Below are 18,973 nucleotides of genomic sequence, written 5' to 3' on the forward strand. Positions count from 1 at the left end.
GCGAGGAGGATCGCCCCGCGCCTCACTTCAGGCGCAACCGCACGCCGCCATAGGCCGCGCGGCCGTAATTGCCGTAGCCGGCGATCGTCTCGTACCGCGCGTCGGTCAGGTTATCGACGCGGCCATAGACCGCGAACCGCTCGCCGATCGGCAGTTCCGCTCGCACGCCGGCCAGCGCATACCCGTCGAGGCGTGTCGTGTTGGCGGCGTCGTCGAAACTGTCGCCGACCATCGTCACGGTGCCACCGACGGACAGTCCGAACGCGAACCGGTAATCGGCATCGACGCTCGCGGTCTGCTTGGGGCGGCGTGCGAGATCATTGCCGAAATTCTCCCCGATCGAGCGGTTCTCGGTGTCGATATAGCTGTAGTTCGCGGTCAGCGTCAGCGCATCCACCGGACGCAGTGCGAGCGTAAATTCGACGCCATCAGCTTCGGCACGCGCGACGTTGTCGTAGACGCCAAACGGGCGATTGGCGCAGATCGAATTGGCCGTTTCCAACTCGGTCGGGCTGCAATCGCGGAAGTCGATCTGGTTGCGCGTGCGGCGATTGAAATAGGTGACGCCGACCCGGGCACGGTTGCCGAGGAAGGCTTGCTCGACGCCGACATCGAAGTTGCGCGCGGTCTCTGGAGCGAGGAAGCCGTTCCCGTATTCGGAGAAGAGCTGGTACAAGGTTGGCGCCTTGAAGCCCTCGCCATAGCTCGCGCGGATCGTCGTGCCGGTCCGCAACGCCAGCGCGGCGTTCGCGCCAAACGTCGTGTGGCTGCCGAAATCGTCGTGATCGTCGTTGCGGATGCCGCCGGTGATCGTGAGGATGTCGAGCGGCTTGACGATCACCTGGCCGTAGACGCTGGTGATGCCGGTGTCCGCGAAGGTGAAGCCGTCGTTGAAGCGGCTGTTCTCGCGTTCGACGCCTGCGACGACGCGGACCTGATCAATCGGACGGAAGTCGCCCTGATACTCGTAGCGCTCGCTACGGCCACGGCCAATGAACGATATGTCGCCACCGGGCTTGGTGAAATTGTCGCGGTTGATGTCGGCGATCGTGAACGCCACGCGGTTGTTGAACCGACCGTCGGCGAGGTTCGCATGTAGGCCAGCATAGCCGTACAGCTCCTGCGTGGTGCCGTAGGCAAGGCTGTCCGCGACCACGAACGTCTTCGGGTCGAAACCGTCGTCGATCTCGACACGGCTGTCCGCGAAATAGCCGCGCAGGTCGAGGCCGATGCCCGGCGCGAACTCGACGCTGACCCGCCCGGTTGCGCCATATTGGCGATAGCCGTCGCGCTCGGTGCCGCTGGCTGCGGACGAGATACCGTCGGTGCGCAGATATCCGCCGGTCAGCGATCCGGACACCGGCCCCGACTTGCCCGACACGCCCGCGCTCGCGAACACGCTGTCGGCATAGCCGTACTCGGCGTTGGCGCGCGCTTGGACGCCTTCGGTCGGCGCGGCGGTAATGATGTTGACGACGCCGCCGATCGCCTGGCTGCCCCAAGGCACCGAGTTCGGGCCGCGCAGAATCTCGATCCGCTCGACCGAGCTCGACAGGAGATTGCCGAAGTTGAAGCCGCCGCCGGTCGACGACGGATCGTTGACGCGCACGCCGTCGATCACAACGAGCGTCTGGTCCGCCTCGGCACCGCGGATGCGGACGCTGGTCAGCGCGCCGACCGTGCCGTTGCGCGTGACCGTAACGCCCGGCGTGGTCGCGAGCAGGTCGGATACGACGGTGGTCTGGCGGCGCTCGATCTCTGCGCGGTCGATCACGGTCACGGCTTGGCCGATCTCGCTCAGCGGTTGCGCAGCGCGGGTCGCGGTGACGACGAGCTCGGGGGCATCGGGGTCGGGAATGTCCTGTGCGTAGGCGGGCGCGGCGATCGCCGCGGCACTCAGGAGAAGGAAGAATTTCGTCATCGGCTGCGTCCTAAACGGAACCGCCAGCGACCATTCGCCGGGCGGCCAGACGTCTCTCGCTCGAGGAAACCCGGCTATACCGGAGCACTCGTCCGCACCGGACACCCGCCCGCGCAGTGGATCGACCGTGACAGGCAGGTCTCCTGGCTTCCGGGTCGCCGCGCCCACCCCGCCTTCCCAAGTCGAAACCCAGTGGCATATCGGGGTGGCCGCTATCCGGTCACAGTTGCGGGTACAGCGCCGGTCTTGCGGACATATCCGCGCACCGACTTCCCTTTTGATCCCGTCGCCGGGAACCCTTCACGAGTGCGGCATTAGTCGTGCGCCAGACACGGGTCAACGCGGGGCCTATCCCGACCCCGCCAAGAGAAGTCGCATTGCTAGGGTAGGCGCGCTGACCGGCTATCGCACCACCCCGGCGGAGGCCGGGGCCCAATTGGGGAGCGGCGATAACGGAGCGCGGTGGGTCGTTATTGCCACCTTTCCAATTGGGCCCCGGCCTCCGCCGGGGTGGTGGTTCTTACCAAACGAAACGCTCCCCGACATTGCTCTCTCGCGAAGGCGGGATCCCAGTCTGGGTCCCCGCCTTCGCGGGGAAACATGCTGTCTTCGTTTTCCTTGGCAGGGAGCATATCACCGAAGCCCGTAGCGCAGCCCCACCCAGATCGTTCGCGGCGTGGCGCGCTCGACGATGTTCGCGCCGCTGATCCCTGCCTCGACGCGCTCGTTGAACAAATTCTCCCCGCGCACCTCGGCGACCAGCGAGCGCAGGATCGGCAACGCCGCATACGCGTCCAGCGTCGTCGCCGGATCGAGCACCCGCGTGTTCTGGTCGTCATCGAACTGCCGGCCAATATGCCGCACCGTCAGCGACAGCGCCGCCGCGTCGTGTCGCCAGTCGATCGTCCCCGACACCTGGTCGCGCGGGGTCTGCGCCGGACGCAAACCGTCCAGAGCAGCCGTAATCCCCGACCCCTCGACCTTCGAATTCGTGTGCGACCACGATGCCTGCAGGCCCAACGGACCCGGGCGATACGACGCATCCAGCTCGAACCCATGCGCGCGGATCGCGTCGAGGTTCTGGCGAACGCGGTAGGTCGTCACCCCCGGCAACACCTGCGGCGGGTTGGTCGTCGTGACGTTGGCCACCGCATCCTTCAGCCGGTTGTAGAAATAGGTCGCGGCGATGCTCACGCCCGGCGCTGGCGTCAGCGTGACCCCGCCCTCGACCCCGGTCAGCCGCTCCGGCGACAACAGCGCGTTCGCCGCAGTGGCATCGTTCCCGACGCGGAATGGTCGATACAGTTCGTTGAGCGTCGGCAATCGCCACCCGCGATACCCGGCCGCCCGCAACGTGATCGCCTCGACCGGCTGATACGCTACGCCCGCCCGGCCGGTCGTCTCGCTGCCATCGCGATCCGCATAGCGCAGGTTGGTCAATGCCGCGCCGCCTGCCAGCGGCCGTTCGGACAGATAGCCACCGTCGATCGACCACCAGTCGACCCGGCCACCCAGGCTGAACGTGAAGTCGCCCGCGACAAGGCTCCCATCCGCGAACACGCCCGTCGTCGTCGTGCTCCCGCCGGCCTCGCGCCGCCGCGTCGGCACGGTATTGACGAACGTATAGAGCTCCTGAGTCTTCCCGCTGACGTCGCGAACGTCCGCGCCCAGCCGCAGCGTGATGCTCTCGCCCAGCGGCGGCGCGATCTCGATCCGTCCGCCAAGCCCCGTCGCCGGCGTATTATACTGGTTCAGCGACTGGATCGCGGTCGTCCGCGCGGCATTGATGCTGTTGAAGCTGCTCGCGAACGCCCGCGTCTGCAGATACACCAGCGCCGAATACCCCCAGCGACCGCGCCCGACCAGCCGGACACTCGCATCCGCGCCTTCGCTCTTGTTGTCGGTAAAGTTGCTCCCCCGGTCGCGCCGATCGGTGAACGCGCTCGCGTTCATCTGCAATTCGGTCTTCGCACCGATCCCGATGACGGTCCGCAGCGAGCCCGACGCCTGCTCGTACGGCGCGGCGCGATCGACGATTCCCCGGCTCTCCTCGACGGTCGGCGTGAAGCCGTCCCCCCGCGCGTAAGCTCCGGACAAGGTCGCAAACCCAGACCCGCGCACCAGTGCCGCAGACCCCTGGGCATCGACCGAATCCCGGCTGCCATACGCAACGTTGCCCTGGAAAGGCGCCGCTTGGTCCGGCGTCGCGCTTTCGAGCTCGACCGTCCCGGCCAGCGCGCCCGGCCCCTGATACCCGCTACCGCCGCCGCGCGTCACGCGGATGCGCCCGAGCCGTCCCGTCGCATAGGCCGGAAATGCGACCCAGCCGCCGAACGGATCCGCCTGCGGCACGCCGTCGAAGATCAGCAGCGCGCGACTGGAGGCATTGCCGCCGATCCCGCGCAGCGAAATGCCCTGGCTCGTCGGGTTGGCGCTGCGCGAGTCCGACCGGCGGAACTGCTGGAGCCCGGCGACATCGGCCAGCACGCTCTCCAGCCGATTGCTCGCATTCGCCTGGATCCGGGCGCGATCGATCGTGACGACCGAATAGGCGCGATCGCCGGGCGCATCCCCAAGCCCGCGCCCGGTAACGACGATCTCGGCCGGCTGGTCAGTCGCGACACTTGTCTGCGCAACCGCGCTCCCGGACGAGATCAACACGAAGGCGAGCGTAGAGAATGAGATACGGATCATTACCACCGCATGGCAGCTTTTCCGCCCGCCCGGAATACACCTCCGACGTCAGGCCGCGCGAAGCTTCGCCGCGTTGCGCGCAATCGCCGCCGCACCCGCCAGAACCGCTGCATCCTCGACGAACCCCGTCGGCGTCTGGCCGTACTGCGACATTGCCGCCATCCGCGCGCGCCAGCCGGGATAGGACGCCGCGACCGCGGTGAGCCCGCCAACCGCTGCACCGATCCACCGTTGCCGCCGCGGGACGAGCGAAGCCCCCGCGATCGCCGACGTGACGAACCGCGCGGCCAGCCCGATCGCGACGATCCGGTCGGGCGCGGTCTTCTGCTTGTCCCCCGCCATCTCGCCGATCGCGAGCGCCAGCGCACCCGCCGCGACGATGGGATGCGACAGCAGCTTCGGCGCACCATTGTCGGCAGGCAGTTCGTCGCGAGCGGCGGCGATGGCGACCGCGGCGAGCGGCGTCATCGCGCGCTGGCCACCGACGAGGCCCATCAGGAAGGATGCGAGCATGATGATCTCCGAAAACAGGTTCGAGCGCATCAACGCGTGCAAGCTCAACCGGGGTCCGCCGTTAGGACCGACGAGCGATCCCTTTGATTCAGCACGGAAACCTGGACGCATGTCGGTCGTTCATCGCGGTATCTCCCCAAAGCTTCAGGACACAGATCGATGAGATTCGATGGTAAGGTCATAGTGATCACCGGCGCCGCCTCCGGCATCGGCGAAGGCGCCGCGCGTCGTTTCGCCGCGGAAGGCGCGACGCTCGTACTCGGCGACAAGGACACGGACGGCCTCGCGAAGGTCGCCGCCAGCCTCGACGGCACGACCGTCGGAACGCTCGAAACCGACGTCTCCGACATGACCGCCTGCGAGGCGCTGGTGGCACACGCGATCGACAAGTTCGGCCGCATCGACGTGCTCGTCAACGATGCCGGCGTCGACCATCTCGGCAAGCTCGACGAGGGCGACCTCTCCGAATTCACCAAGGTCATCGAAACCGACCTCTACGGCGTCGTCCACATGAGCCGCGCCGCGATCGCCACGTTGCGCGCGAACAAGGGCTGCATCGTCAACGTCTCGTCGGTGTCCGGCCTCGGCGGCGACTGGAACCACAGCTTCTACTGCGCCGCCAAGGGCGCGGTGACCAACTTCACCCGCGCGCTCGCGATGGACGAGGCGAAGCACGGCGTCCGTGTCAACGCGGTCAACCCGTCGCTGACCTACACCGCGCTGACCGCGGGCATGAAGGACCAGCCCGACCTGATCGCGAAGTTCGAGGAGCGCATCCCGATAGCACGCGGCGCACAGCCCGAAGACATCGCCGGCGCCATCGCGTTTTTGGCTAGCGCCGACGCGCACTATATAACCGGGGTCAACCTGCCGGTCGACGGCGGCCTGTCCGCCTCGAACGGCCAACCGGCGCTCTCCTGAGCGCGAGAGGATCACCATGACCGACTATAAGAAGACCGACGAGGCGATCGCCAAGCTCACCCCCGAGCAGTTCCACGTCACGCAGCAGAGCGGCACCGAGCGGCCGGGCACTGGCGAGTATCTCAACACGCGCGAGCCCGGTCTCTACGTCGACATCGTCTCGGGAGAGCCGCTGTTCGCGTCCGCAGACAAGTTCGATTCGCATTGCGGTTGGCCGAGCTTCACCAAGCCGATCACGCCCGAGCACGTTGCCGAACTCCACGATCGCAGCCACGGCATGGTCCGCACCGAGATCCGTTCGGCGGGTGCCGACAGCCATCTCGGCCACGTGTTCGAGGATGGCCCGCAGGACAAGGGCGGCCTGCGCTACTGCATCAACTCGGCGTCGCTGCGGTTCGTCCCGCGCGCCGAGATGGAGGCCAATGGGTATGCCGCCTATCTGCCGCAGGTCGACGCGGCAGGCTGACGATAGCACGCGATGGTGTGCCGCACGGGCACACCATCACGTTTTACTGATACTCGATTTCAGCGCCGGGTCGCGAGCTTCGCGCCCAGCGCCGTGACCAGCCCGAACACCGCATGGTTCACGCTGTGCATGCCGATCGTCTTCGCATCGGCCTGCCACTCCGGCGGCTTCACGCCGAGCAACGGCCCCGTGATCCAGTGCATCGCCGCATAGAACGCCGCGCCGAACACCAAGCCCGAGCCGACGACCGACGCTTCCTCGTCGACGGTCGCGGCATAGACCGCACCCGCCGCCGCAGACAGCAACAGGTGACCGCCCTGCGTGATCGCCTGCTCGCGCGACGACGGCAGGGCATCCGCGGCGGGCATGTCGATGCCCATCTTCTCCGCGGTCTTGCGTTCCAGCGTCACGATCTCGGACGGTTCGCCGCTCTTGCGCTCGCCCGCCATAAGCAGCGCAGTAATGCCCAGCCCGGCCACCAGGCCACCTGCGACCGCACCGGCCATACGTCGTGAATCCATCGTTTCGCTCCTGAAGTTCTGCGATCCACAACGCGCGGATGGCAAATCGGCCCACCACGTCGCGCCGCCCGATCATCTTTGCGAATCATTGGGTTAGCCGCTGGAACAGCAGCCTCTCGAGACTGTTTCGATACCAGGACCCTTCGCGTCGGCCCGCTCCACCGTGAGCTTCCACCACGAGCCCGACGCCCCGATCCGACAAGGACCATCATGCCGATCCAGACCACCGACGATCTCGCAATCACCTATGCCGATACCGGGCCGCGCGATGGCCAGCCAGTCCTGCTGATCCACGGCTGGCCCGACGACGCATCGACCTGGGACGAGGTCGCCCCCGCGCTCAATGTGGCCGGATTGCGGACCATCGTGCCAACCTTGCGCGGCTTCGGCGAAACGCGGTTCGTGCGCGATGCACCGCGCACGGGCAACAGCGCGATCCTGGCGATGGACATGATCGCGTTGATGGACGCGCTCGGGATCGAGACGTTCATGGTCGCCGGGCACGACTGGGGCTCGAACACCGCGGAGGCGCTAGCAGTCGGCTGGCCCGACCGCGTCGAGCGGATGGCGATGCTCGCGACCCCGCCCCGTCTCGGCGGCATGCCGACGCCGCCGTTCGAGCAGGCGCAGCGCCAATGGTATCACTGGTTCATGGCCACCGCGCGCGGTGCGCAGGCCGTTCGCGACGATCACAAGGGCTTCGCGCACATCCACTGGGTCAACTGGTCGCCCCCCGACTGGTTCGATGAGGCGACCTTCGCCCGCGTTGCACAATCGTTCGAGAACCCCGACTGGGCCGACGTCACGCTGCACAGCTACCGCGCGCGCTGGAACGAAGCCGAACCCGATCCACGCAGCCAGTGGCTCGAGGACAAGGTGAAGGCGACCAAGACGCTCCCGCTGCCGACAATGTATTTCCAGGGCGCGGTCGACGGCGTGAACCCGCCATCGGCGAGCACAACGGTACCGGCCAAGTTCACCGGCCCGTTCGCGTTCGTGACGCTCAACGGCGTTGGCCATTTCATCCAGCGCGAAGCCCCCGACGCGGTCGCGCGCCATCTCATCCAGCTTTTCACCGGCAATCCCGCCGACCTGTCCGACACCACCGACCGGAGCCTTATCATGTCCAAGACCAAGCCCTTTCTCGCGGGCGCTGCCGCGATCGCCGTCGTCGCCGCCGCGGCGATCGGCGTCGCCAGCGCGCAGACCGCATCGCAGACCAGCGGTCGCCCGCTCACCCAGGTCGCGCAGTTCGATCACCAAGCGACCGGCGTCGCCGTCACCGCCGACGGCCGTCGCTTCGTCAACTTCCCCCGCTGGACCGACGACGCGCCGATCTCGGTCGCCGAAGTGATGAAGGACGGCTCGCTCAAGGCCTATCCGGACGCCAAGTGGAACAGCTGGCGCAACGCGAAGTCGGCGGAAATGCCGGTCGGCGATTACTTCGTCTGTGTGCAGTCGATCGTGCCCGACGGCCACGGCAACCTGTGGGTGCTCGATCCCGGCGCGCCGGGTAACGAGAAGATCCTCGAGGGCGCACCCAAGCTGGTCAAGATCGACCTCGCCACCAACCGCGTGACCAAGGTCATCAAGGTGCCGCTCGACGTCGCGTTGCAGGGCACCTACCTCAACGACATCCGCTTTTCGCCCGACGGCAAGACCGGCTACATCACCGATTCCGGGACGCGTGGCGCGATCATCGTCATCGATCTCGAAACCGGCAAGGGCTTCCGCGCGCTCGACGGCCACGGCTCGACGCAGATCGACAAGACCGTGAAGGTGATGACCGACGGCAAGCCGCTCGTCCGCCCCGACGGTCGCCAGCCCGCCTTCGCCGCGGATGGCATCGCAATCTCCAACGACGGCAAGACGCTCTATTACCAGGCGCTCACCGGCAAGACGCTCTACTCGATCGACACCACGCTGCTGCGTGACGGCGTCAGCGAGGCGACGCGGGCCGCGGGCGTGAAGACCGTCGCGCAGACGCACGTCGCCGACGGCCTGTGGATGAGCAAGGCGGGCACGCTCTACCTGACGTCGCCGGTGAACAACGGCATCACGCGTCTGGTCGGCGATCATGTCGAGCCGGTGCTGACCGACGCCCGCCTGCGCTGGCCCGACACGTTCTCGGAAGGTCCGGACGGCCGCATCTACGTCACAGCCAGCCACATCCAGGACACCAACTGGTTCAAGCCCGGTGCGCCCGCGTCGCTCAAGACCGAGCTGTTCTCGTTCGCACCCGCAAATTGAGGCCCGACATGACCTATCTCCGCTACAGCGACGACATCGAGACGATCCAGCCCGACGAGCAGGAGTCGATCGACGGCATCATCCAGGGCATGTCGCAGCAGACGCAAACCGTCGGAAAGCGCGAGGGCCATGCGGTCCGCGCGAGCCACGCGAAGAGTTCGGCGTGCGTGATCGGCGAACTCACGATCGCGCCCGGCCTGCCACCCGAACTCGCGCAGGGCGTGTTCGCGACGCCCGGCACGCACCCCGTCGCGATCCGCTTCGCGCAAGGGCCGGGCGAGACGCTCGGCGACCGCGTCTCGACGCACCGCGGCATGGCGATGAAGATCTTCGACGTTCCCGGCAACAAGCTGTCGGGCCATGATGCCGACACGCAGGACTTCGTGTTCGCGACGGGCACGACCTTTCCGTCCGGCACCGCGCAGGGCTTCCTGAGCGACGCCAAGAAGATCGGTGCTGCCGTGCCCTTGCCGGAGGGCTTCAAGAGCGCCGTCTCGAGCCTCGCGCGCAACGTGAACAAGGCGCTGCACGCGGTTGGCACCGAAAGCCCCAAGGCGGACTTTTTCGGCCACCCGTTCAGCCATCCGCTCGCCGAACCGTATTTCAGCCAATGTCCGATCCGTTACGGCGATTACGTCGCCAAGCTCGGCGCCTTCCCCGCCTCTCCCGAACAGGCCGCACTGAAGGACTGGGAACTCGACGCAAAGCAGGACGAAAACGGTTTCCGCCACGCCGCCGTCCGCTATTTCGGCGAACACGACGCGGTCTTCGAACTGCGCGTACAGCTCTGGGCGAACGCCGAGACGCAGCCGATCGAGGACACCTCGGTCGACTGGCCCGAGGAGGACAGCCGCTACCTGACCGTCGGAACGATCCGCATCCCCCGGCAGGAAGCCTATAGCGCCGCCCGCGTCCGGTATTTCGACAATGTGATGACGTTCCGTCCCGCGCACGCACTCGTGGCGCATCGCCCACTGGGTTCGGTGATGCGCGCCCGCTTGCAGGTATATCAGGCGCTGTCGAAGCTGCGGCACGGCGAGAACGGCATCAAGGCCGAAAACACCGCGAAAATCGACCAGATACCCGCCTGAGACGAGGATCCCTTCGGGGACCCGTTTGCGATCCAGGCAAATAAAAACCCCGCTAGTCCATGGGACTAGCGGGGTTTTCAATGGTGGGCGTGGCAAGGATTGAACTTGCGACCCCTGCGATGTCAACACAGTGCTCTACCACTGAGCTACACGCCCGCCGGAGGGCTCCACTAGCCGCGCTCTTCGCGGCGTGCAAGCCCTCAATGCATGCCCGTCACATTATCCATCTCGAACAGCCGGTCGACCTCGGCGACCAGGTCGCGCAGGTGGAACGGCTTGGACAGCACGCGGGCCTGCGGCATCGCCCGCCCGGCCTTCAACGTGACCGCCGCAAAGCCGGTGATGAACATCACGCGCAGGTCCGCACACATCTCGCCGGCCTTCTGCGCCAGCTCGATGCCGTCCATCTCGGGCATGACGATATCGGTCAGCAGCAGATCGAACGTCTCGGTTTCGAGCAACGGAATCGCCGCCGTCCCGCGGTCGACCGCGGTCACGGCATAGCCCGAGCGTTCGAGCGCCCGAGTCAGATACTCGCGCATGACCTGATCGTCCTCGGCCAGCAGAATTCGCAACATCGATCTAAAGTCCCGTTTTTCCACGCATATGCTGGTCCCGTTCCTAGCCACAAAGTGGTTAACATTTCCAGGTCGATTGCCCGCACCGTGTGAGCGCTCTAGCGTATTGCCATGCATGCATCCCCGTTCGAGCGCCTGGGCGCAATGCCGCCCGTGAGCCCGGTGGTGATGTCCGTGCCGCATGCGGGGCGAGACTATCCGCTCGCGCTGAAGACCGCGTTGCGCGTGCCGCTGTCGGGGTTGCTGCCGCTCGAGGATCGGCTGGTCGATGCCGTCGCGCGCGCCGCGCGTACCGACCAGACGACGATCGTGCAGACGCGCGCACGGGCCTGGATCGATCTCAACCGCAGTGAGGACGAGCGTGACCCTCTGCTCGACGAGGGCGCGCGGTCGCTTCCGCCCATGCAACAATCCGCCAAGCTGCGGAGCGGTCTCGGGCTCGTGCCGCGGCGAGCCTCCGGTGCAGGCGATCTCTGGGCGCGGCGGTTCACCGATGCCGAGGTCACCGCACGGATCGCCAACGATCATCGCCCCTATCACGCCGCCCTCGCCGCGGCGCTGGCGGCGGCGCAGGCGCGATTCGGCGTGGCGGTACTGCTCGACGTCCATTCGATGCCGCAACTCGGCCCCGGCGGCACCCGAATCGTGCTCGGCGACCGGTTCGGCCATGCCGCCGCCGCGCGGTTCGTCTCGCGGGTCGAGGACGAATGCGTCGCGCGAGGCTTTTCGACCGCGATCAACGCGCCCTATGCAGGCGGCCATATCCTCGAACGCCATGCGCGCCCTGCTGCGGGTATCCACGCGATCCAGCTCGAACTCGATCGTACGCTCTACCTCGACCGCAAGCTGCATGCGCCCGGCGCAGGCTTTCCGCGGGTCGTCGATCTCGTGCGCTCGATCCTCGCCGCGCTAGCCGACGAGGCGCTTTCGATCCCACTCGCGGCAGCGGCCGAGTAGTCAGAGCGGACTAGCCGCCGCCTACCCGATCACCGCATCCAGCAGTTCCTCGATCCGGCTCGCGCGTTCGATCGGGTCGGCGATGCCCTCCGCCGCGATCCATCGACCGTTCTTCTCGACCAAGTCATCGATCGGTTTCGCCGCCCCGCGAACCTGTGGCGTGAAGGCGATCGCCGCAGGGCCGGCATCGATCCGCCGGATGCCCGCCGAGCGCGCCAGCATGCGTATCCGCGCGACCTGCAACAGGTTGCGTGCCGCGTCGGGGGTCCTGCCGAACCGATCGTCGAGCTCGGCCTCGAACAGATCGAGCGCCGCGACATCCTCCAGCCGGGCGAGCCGTCCGTAGAGCGACAGCCGCATCTCCATTTCGGGAATCCACGCCTCGGGCAATATCCCGCCCATTTCGAGATGCAGTTCGGGCACCCAATCGTCGACGATTGCGCCGCCGTCGCGTTCAACGCGCGCGAGGCGCAGCGCGCGACCGAACAGATGCTGGTACAGGTCGATGCCGATCAGCTTCATGTGCCCGGCCTGCGCCTCGCCGACCAGATCGCCCGCCCCGCGCAGGTCGAGATCGCGCGCACTGATCGCAAACCCCGCTCCCAGTCGGTCGAACGCCTGGAGCGTCCGCAGCCGCTTCAGCGTGGCCTCGGCGATCGTCGCCTCACCGTCTGTCAGCAGCATCACCTGCCCGCGCCGCCCGCTGCGCCCCACGCGGCCGCGCAACTGGTGGAGCTGCGACAGGCCGAATCGATCCGCGTGGTGGACGATCATCGTGTTCGCGCGCGGCACGTCGAGCCCCGCTTCGATGATGTTGGTGGCGAGCAACAGGTCGCCGTCACCTGCGGCAAACGCGACCATCGCCTCGTCGATATCGGCCGCGGGCATCTTGCCGTGCGCCTGGACCAAGCCGAGTTCGGGCACCAGCTTGGCAAGCTTGGCGGCGAGCGGCGCCATGTCGTCGATCCGCGGCACCACCACGAAGCTCTGCCCACCACGCGCCCGCTCACGCCGCAACGCCGCACGCACGGTCGCGTCGTCGAACAGCGCCACCGACGTCCGTATCGGCTGCCGCCGGGCCGGTGGTGTCGCGATCACCGACAGCCCCTGCAACCCGATCATCGCGGATTGCAGCGTGCGCGGAATGGGCGTCGCGCTCAGCGTCAGCACGTGTCCCACGCCGAGCGCATGCAGCTTCGCCTTGTCGGCCGCACCGAAGCGTTGCTCCTCGTCGATCACGACCAGCGCGAGGTCCTTGTACGCGACGCCCTTCCCGGCGATCGCGCCGGTGCCGATCACGACCCCGATCGAGCCATCCGCAAGGCCCGCCTTGACGCGCGTCTTCTCAGCCGCGCTCGACAGGCGCGAGAGCCCGGCAACGACGATCCCGGTGCCTTCGAACCGCTTGGCGAACGTCTCGATATGCTGGCGGACGAGCACCGTGGTCGGTGCGGCGATCGCCACCTGCCGGCCAGCCAGTGCCACGGCAGCGGCGGCGCGCAAGGCGACCTCGGTCTTCCCGTATCCGACGTCGCCGATCACGAGCCGGTCCATCGGCTTGCCACTGGCAAGATCCGCCAGCGTCGTCGCGATCGCCCGCGCCTGATCGGGCGTCTCGGTGAAGGCGAAACCGGCGGCAAAGCGCTCGTAGCGCGCGCGGTCCGGTTCGATCGGGTCGGTTTTGCGTGCGTCGCGTTCGGCCGCGATCGCGGCAAGGTCCCGCGCGCTCTCGGCAATCGCGGCATCGATCGCACCGCGACGTTTCTGCCACGAGGAGCCATCGAGCGCATCGAGGGTCACCGCGTCGGCGTCCGCCCCATAGCGCCAGATACGATCGGCTTCGAGGACCGGGACGAGGCGACGACCGTCCTTGGCATATTCGAGGACGATCGCATCGCCGCCCGCATTGGGCAACGCCTCCAGCCCGCGAACCACGCCGATCCCGAACTCTTCATGGACGATCACGTCGCCGCATTGCAGTTCGCTCGCCAGACCCGACAGGGCATTCGCCCCGCTGCCGGCGATTTCGTCGCCTCGTGCACGGCCGCCGAGCAGGTCCGCCCCCGCGACGACGGTCGTACCGCTCGCGACGAACCCGCGATCGACAGGCGCGGCGAGAAGCAGCGCCGTGCCCGGTTTCGCCGCGATCACCGCCGCCCAGCGATCGACGACCGTGAACGCGATCTTGGCAGCGTGCTCCAGCCGCGGTTGCAGGAACCGCAGGTCGCGCGGCGATCCGACGATCAGCAGGCGTCCGTCGGCCAGAGCATCCTTGGCGAAGCGAGCAAAGGCGCGGGCGGGATCGCGGCGCTCGACAAACCGCGGCGGCATGTCGTCGGCGACCGCGAACGCAAGCGTTTCCCGTTTCGCCGTTTCGCCGTTCCAGGCCTTCTCCTCGACCAGATCGGCAGCAGCCTTGCGACGCGGCAGGCCATCCGCGGCGATGGCGAGGAAACGATTGCGCCGCTTCTCGGCATCGCGATCGAAGGCGATCGCGGCTTCGGGCAGATGCGCCAGGATCGACACGCCCTTCTCGACGAGCGGCTCGGTCGCGCGGCCGATCTCGATCACGTCGACATCGTCGCAGCCGAGTTGCGAGACCGGATCGTATTCGCGCAGGGCGGTGATACGGTCTTCGGCGAACTCGATCCGGACGGGGTTTTCGCGATCGGCGGGAAATACGTCGATGACGCCGCCCCGAACCGCGATCTCGCCCGGCTCGTCGACACGGTCGTCGTTCTGATACCCGATATCCGTGGCGACGACCGCAAACGCGTCGACGTCGATCGTATCGCCGACCGCCAATCGCGGCGGCGCGGCGTCGAACATCGCCGGTGGCGGATAGCGTACCGCCGTCGCCTCGGCCGTGGTCACCAGCAGGATCGGACTGGTCTTGTCCTCGGACCCCGCGCGCAACCGGCGCAACGCCGCGACCCTGCGCCCGACATTGGCCGGCGATGCCGGCGCATCGTCCCCCGGCAGCGCATCGCTCGACGGCAGATGAACCACCAGCGCATCGGGTGCCAGCGCGGTTACGATCGCCGCAATTTCGGTCGCGCGCTGGTCGTCGGCGGCGACGTAGATCAGACTGCCTCGGGACGTCGCCTCGGCGATCGCAACCGCGATCGGTGCCGTCGCCGCGACCGGCGTCGTGCTGTCACTCTCTATCTGTCGACCTACCTGAAGCACCGATACGCATCCTTATTTTTAGGATGAACGTGGTCTCGGTGCGCCCGTTCCGGCGATCCTATCCTCGATCAGCTAGTTCGCCGGATCACCACGCGAACGCCGTCACGGTTTCGCGCCGCCCGACCAGGAACGCATCGGCCACCAATCGCAGCGGCGTCACGTCTACATCGCTCGCCCGCGTGCGCACCAACCGCTCGAATTTGGCATACAGGCGCGGATATTCCGCGTCGGGTGCCTCGGTGACCCTCCCGTCGATCTCGAGCACGGAGCCCCCCATCCGCAACGTCAATTGGCCTCCGTCGGTGTCGACGACGATATCCCACTGCTGGAGTCCCTCGTGCAGGAAGTCGAACGCCGCGGTGACGGGGACGTCGTCGCAGGACAGGAGAATGTCGGCGGCAAGCGGCGACATTCGCCCTTCCGGCACGCGCATGTCGGCGCTCTGGACGCTCCATGCGCCCGGCAAAATCTCGGTCGCGATCGACAGCGCGTTGATGCCCGGATCGAACACGCCGAAGCCGCCCGCTTCGAGGATCCAGTCCTGCCCTGGATGCCAACGGCGAATGTCCTCGCGCCAGTCGATCGTCACGCGCTCGACGGTGCGATCCGCGAGCCACGCGCGCGCCGCCGCAACGCCCGCGGCTTCGCGCGAATGCCAGGTCGCGAACAGTGTCCGTCCGGCGGCGGCGGCATGTGCCTCGATCCGGGCGATTTCCGACAGCGTCGCGGCGGGCGGCTTCTCCAGCATCACGTTGAGCCCGGCATCGATCGCCGCCATCGCAATGGCTGCACGGCCGACCGGGGGCGTGCAGATCGATACCGCATCCAGCGCATGGCCCGCAGCAAGCAACGCATTGATATCGTGATAATTGGGCACGCCGTCGACGACCGCGTTCCGGCTGGCCGCCGCAACCAGCTCGAACCGCGGATCGGCCGCGATCGCCGGCAGATGCTGGTCGCGCGCGATCTTGCCGACGCCGATGATCGCCAATCGGATCGGCTGCGCAGACGCTGTCTTATCGACCATTCGGAATCCTAGATTTATCTTACTTATTCGTTGTAACGTTTCGCAGCTACGCTATCAACAGGGCGACGACCATGTCGCGCGAGTCTTTAAATCTTGCTGCGTCAATGGTTTGCATCGGAGTGCATGACATGACGGATATGATCGACAACGGACCGGCCAACCCTGCTCAGGGCAGATTGCGGTCGCGCGCGTGGTTCGACGATCCGAGCAACCCCGACATGACCGCGCTCTATATCGAGCGCTATCTGAACTACGGGCTCAGCCTTGAGGAACTCCAGTCGGACCGGCCGATCATCGGCATCGCGCAGACCGGCAGCGACCTTGCGCCGTGCAACCGCCATCACCTCGTCCTCGCGCAGCGCGTTCGTGACGGCATCCGCGACGCGGGCGGCATCCCGATCGAGTTCCCGATCCACCCGATTCAGGAAACCGGCAAGCGCCCGACCGCGGGGCTCGACCGCAACCTCGCCTATCTGAGCCTGGTCGAGGTGCTGCACGGCTATCCGATCGACGGCGTCGTGCTGACGATCGGCTGCGACAAGACGACGCCGGCCTGCCTGATGGCCGCGGCGACGGTCAACATCCCGGCGATCGCGCTCTCCGTCGGCCCGATGCTCAACGGCAACTACAACGGCCAGCGCACCGGATCGGGCACGATCGTCTGGAAGGCGCGCGAGCTGCTCGCGGCGGGCGAGATCGACTATAAGGGCTTCATCGCGCTGGTCGCGTCGTCCGCGCCGTCGACCGGTTTCTGCAACACGATGGGCACCGCGACGACGATGAACTCGCTATGCGAGGCGCTCGGCATGTCGTTGCCGGGCTCGGCCGCGATTCCCGCGCCGCACCGCGATCGCCAGGAATGTTCGTGGGAAACGGGCCGCCGGATCGTCGAGATGGTCGCTGCCAACCGCCGCCCCTCCGACGTGCTCACGCGCCAGGCGTTCCTCAACGCGATCCGCGTCAATTCGGCGATCGGCGGATCGACCAACGCGCCGATCCACCTGAACGCGATAGCGCGCCATGTCGGCGTCGAGCTGACGCTGGAGGATTGGGAGAACCACGGCGCCGACGTGCCGTTCATCGTCAATCTCCAGCCGGCCGGCGAGTATCTCGGCGAGGATTTCTACCGTGCCGGCGGCGTCCCCGCGGTGATGGGGCAGTTGCTCGCGAAGGGCATGATCGACGGCTCCGCGCTGACCGTGAACGGCAAGACCGTCGAGGAGAATATCGGCGGCCAGACGACCCGCGACGTCGACGTCATCCGCCTGCTCGATGCGCCGCTGCTCGCCAATGCGGGGCTGACCGTGTTGCGCGGCAACATGTTCGACGCGGCGGTGATGAAGCTCAGCGTCGTCTCGGACCAGTTCCGCGAGATGTACCTCAGCAATCCCGACGATCCCGAGGCGTTCGAGGCGACCGCGGTCGTGTTCGACGGGCCGGAGGATTATCACAAGCGGATCGACGACCCCGCGCTGGGCATCGACGAGAGCTGCATCCTGGTGATGCGCGGCACCGGGCCGATCGGCTATCCGGGCGGCGCGGAAGTGGTCAACATGCGCCCACCCGCGGCGCTGATCCGCGCGGGCATCCACGCGCTGCCGTGCCTTGGCGACGGGCGTCAGTCGGGGACGAGTGGCAGTCCGTCGATCCTCAACGCCTCGCCCGAGGCGGCGGCGGGCGGCAACCTCGCGCTGCTCCAGACGGGCGACCGCATCCGCATCGACCTGCGCGCCAACCGCGCCGACATGCTGGTCGACGACGCCGAACTCGCGCGACGCCGCGCGGCAGTGGACGCGGACGGCTATTTCTTCCCGGTGTCGCAGACCCCGTGGCAGGAGATCCACCGCAACATCGTCGGCCAGTTCGACGGCGGCGCAGTGATCGAGAGCGCGGTGAAGTATCAGCGCATCGCCGAGAAGGGCCTGCCACGCGATAGCCATTGATGGCACCTCGTGCGCGGTCCACGGGCTCTCAATCCTCCCCCGCAAGGGGGAGGTTCAAACGCTGCCGCCCCTTATTCCTCCCCGATCATCGTCAGCACGTCGCCGATGATCCGCGTCATCGCCACCTTCGCGGCCGCGGGATCGCGCGCGATGATCGCGTCCGCCACCGCGGCGTGATCGGCGATGTTGGCCGAGCGTCCCTTGATCCGGTTGGTGAAGCGGATCGAGGTCCGCAGCGCCGTCGACACCACCGACTGGAACTGCGCGTAGAACGGGTTCTTCGACGCGCGCATGATCGCGACATGGAACGCGATATCGGCCTCCAGCGGATCGGTCAGCCCCGACTCGCCCGCCTCCATCTGCTCCAGCCCGCTGCGGATCGCCTGGATATCGGCCGCATCGCCGTAGCGCGCCGCCAACGCCGCCGCCTCGGGCTCGATCGCCACGCGCAACTGGTTGAAATGCCGCAACAGTTCGACCGAGAATTTCCGCTCCAGCGTCCAGCGCAGCACGTCGGTGTCGAACAGGTTCCAGGCGCTCGCGGGCTGCACCACCGTCCCCTGCCGCGGCCGCGCGCTGACGAGGCCCTTCGCGGTCAGCATCTTGACCGCCTCGCGCGTCACCGACCTGCTCACGCCATGCGTCTTGGCGATCTCCGCCTCGGTCGGGAACGGCCGGCTTTCATACCGCCCCGTCACGATCGCACGACCCAGCGTATCGAGCATGCCGTGCGTCAGGTTGCGTCCTGCAACCGCGCCGACCGGATTGATTTCGGTATCTGTGATTTCGGTAGCCATCTGCACGAGTTCTGGCGCAACATCGCCTTGCTGTCACGTATCCAAGCGTTACGCTAGACAATGCACAATTGTCGTATAAATATCCTCGCACCGGGCGAACCGCAC

At 67.1% G+C, this 18,973-nt stretch carries 14 protein-coding genes, 1 tRNA gene and 1 riboswitch; of the genes, 6 read left to right on the plus strand and 9 right to left on the minus strand.

Going from position 1 to position 18,973, the window contains the following annotated elements; all coding sequences use genetic code 11:
* Nucleotides 1–22: 22 nt before the first annotated feature.
* The 3 genes from IFT67_RS06735 to IFT67_RS06745 form a co-directional block, all read right to left on the minus strand.
* A complete protein-coding gene (locus IFT67_RS06735) occupies nucleotides 23–1,921 on the minus strand; it encodes a TonB-dependent receptor plug domain-containing protein (RefSeq protein WP_192145715.1) in 1,899 nt (632 codons plus the stop codon).
* Nucleotides 1,922–2,037: 116 nt separating this feature from the next.
* Nucleotides 2,038–2,237, minus strand: a riboswitch (cobalamin riboswitch).
* 317 nt (nucleotides 2,238–2,554) lie between these two features.
* The gene (locus tag IFT67_RS06740) at nucleotides 2,555–4,615 is read right to left on the minus strand and encodes a TonB-dependent receptor (RefSeq protein ID WP_192145717.1); all 2,061 of its coding nucleotides are present in this window, start codon (nucleotides 4,613–4,615) and stop codon (nucleotides 2,555–2,557) included.
* A 48-nt stretch (nucleotides 4,616–4,663) separates the two neighbouring features.
* Entirely contained in the window at nucleotides 4,664–5,128 is a 465-nt protein-coding gene (locus tag IFT67_RS06745) for a DUF4126 domain-containing protein (RefSeq protein WP_244647187.1), read from the minus strand.
* Between the two features lie 159 nt (nucleotides 5,129–5,287).
* Between IFT67_RS06745 and budC the strand changes: the two genes are divergently transcribed.
* Nucleotides 5,288–6,049, plus strand: a complete 762-nt coding sequence (gene budC, locus IFT67_RS06750) for a meso-2,3-butanediol dehydrogenase (protein ID WP_192145719.1) — start codon at nucleotides 5,288–5,290, stop codon at nucleotides 6,047–6,049.
* A gap of 16 nt (nucleotides 6,050–6,065) precedes the next feature.
* Nucleotides 6,066–6,515 (plus strand): peptide-methionine (R)-S-oxide reductase MsrB, encoded by a 450-nt coding sequence (gene msrB / locus IFT67_RS06755; RefSeq protein WP_107961427.1) that lies wholly within the window; start codon nucleotides 6,066–6,068, stop codon nucleotides 6,513–6,515.
* A 59-nt stretch (nucleotides 6,516–6,574) separates the two neighbouring features.
* Here msrB and IFT67_RS06760 read toward each other — a convergent pair whose 3' ends face one another.
* Entirely contained in the window at nucleotides 6,575–7,036 is a 462-nt protein-coding gene (locus tag IFT67_RS06760; protein ID WP_192145721.1) for a hypothetical protein, read from the minus strand.
* 210 nt (nucleotides 7,037–7,246) lie between these two features.
* Here IFT67_RS06760 and IFT67_RS06765 point away from each other — a divergent pair, with 210 nt between their 5' ends.
* Both IFT67_RS06765 and IFT67_RS06770 read left to right on the plus strand, forming a co-directional pair.
* Nucleotides 7,247–9,286 carry an L-dopachrome tautomerase-related protein gene (locus tag IFT67_RS06765; protein ID WP_192145723.1) on the plus strand — a complete coding sequence of 680 codons (2,040 nt, stop codon included), beginning with the start codon at nucleotides 7,247–7,249 and terminating at the stop codon, nucleotides 9,284–9,286.
* An 8-nt stretch (nucleotides 9,287–9,294) separates the two neighbouring features.
* The gene (locus tag IFT67_RS06770) at nucleotides 9,295–10,377 is read left to right on the plus strand and encodes a catalase family protein (RefSeq protein WP_192145725.1); all 1,083 of its coding nucleotides are present in this window, start codon (nucleotides 9,295–9,297) and stop codon (nucleotides 10,375–10,377) included.
* Between the two features lie 81 nt (nucleotides 10,378–10,458).
* Here the strand turns inward: IFT67_RS06770 and IFT67_RS06775 are convergent.
* Together IFT67_RS06775 and cpdR are read right to left on the minus strand one after the other, a co-directional pair.
* Nucleotides 10,459–10,533 (minus strand) — tRNA-Val (locus tag IFT67_RS06775).
* 44 nt (nucleotides 10,534–10,577) lie between these two features.
* Entirely contained in the window at nucleotides 10,578–10,955 is a 378-nt protein-coding gene (gene cpdR / locus IFT67_RS06780) for a cell cycle two-component system response regulator CpdR (protein ID WP_056065257.1), read from the minus strand.
* A gap of 111 nt (nucleotides 10,956–11,066) precedes the next feature.
* Here cpdR and IFT67_RS06785 point away from each other — a divergent pair, with 111 nt between their 5' ends.
* A complete protein-coding gene (locus tag IFT67_RS06785) occupies nucleotides 11,067–11,912 on the plus strand; it encodes an N-formylglutamate amidohydrolase (RefSeq protein ID WP_192145733.1) in 846 nt (281 codons plus the stop codon).
* A gap of 21 nt (nucleotides 11,913–11,933) precedes the next feature.
* Here IFT67_RS06785 and IFT67_RS06790 read toward each other — a convergent pair whose 3' ends face one another.
* Nucleotides 11,934–15,101, minus strand: coding sequence for a TRCF domain-containing protein (locus IFT67_RS06790; protein WP_342450573.1), 3,168 nt, complete (start codon nucleotides 15,099–15,101; stop codon nucleotides 11,934–11,936).
* A gap of 85 nt (nucleotides 15,102–15,186) precedes the next feature.
* Nucleotides 15,187–16,128 (minus strand): Gfo/Idh/MocA family protein, encoded by a 942-nt coding sequence (locus IFT67_RS06795; RefSeq protein WP_192145735.1) that lies wholly within the window; start codon nucleotides 16,126–16,128, stop codon nucleotides 15,187–15,189.
* 128 nt (nucleotides 16,129–16,256) lie between these two features.
* Here IFT67_RS06795 and IFT67_RS06800 point away from each other — a divergent pair, with 128 nt between their 5' ends.
* Nucleotides 16,257–18,071: an IlvD/Edd family dehydratase gene (locus tag IFT67_RS06800; RefSeq protein ID WP_274602658.1), complete on the plus strand. Its 1,815-nt coding sequence runs from the start codon at nucleotides 16,257–16,259 to the stop codon at nucleotides 18,069–18,071.
* Between the two features lie 71 nt (nucleotides 18,072–18,142).
* Here the strand turns inward: IFT67_RS06800 and IFT67_RS06805 are convergent, their stop codons facing one another.
* The gene (locus IFT67_RS06805) at nucleotides 18,143–18,868 is read right to left on the minus strand and encodes a FadR/GntR family transcriptional regulator (RefSeq protein ID WP_192145737.1); all 726 of its coding nucleotides are present in this window, start codon (nucleotides 18,866–18,868) and stop codon (nucleotides 18,143–18,145) included.
* Nucleotides 18,869–18,973 lie beyond the last annotated feature (105 nt).

The sequence above is a fragment of the Sphingomonas sp. CFBP 13728 genome (genome assembly GCF_014841895.1).
In the GTDB taxonomy this organism is placed as follows: Bacteria; Pseudomonadota; Alphaproteobacteria; order Sphingomonadales; family Sphingomonadaceae; genus Sphingomonas.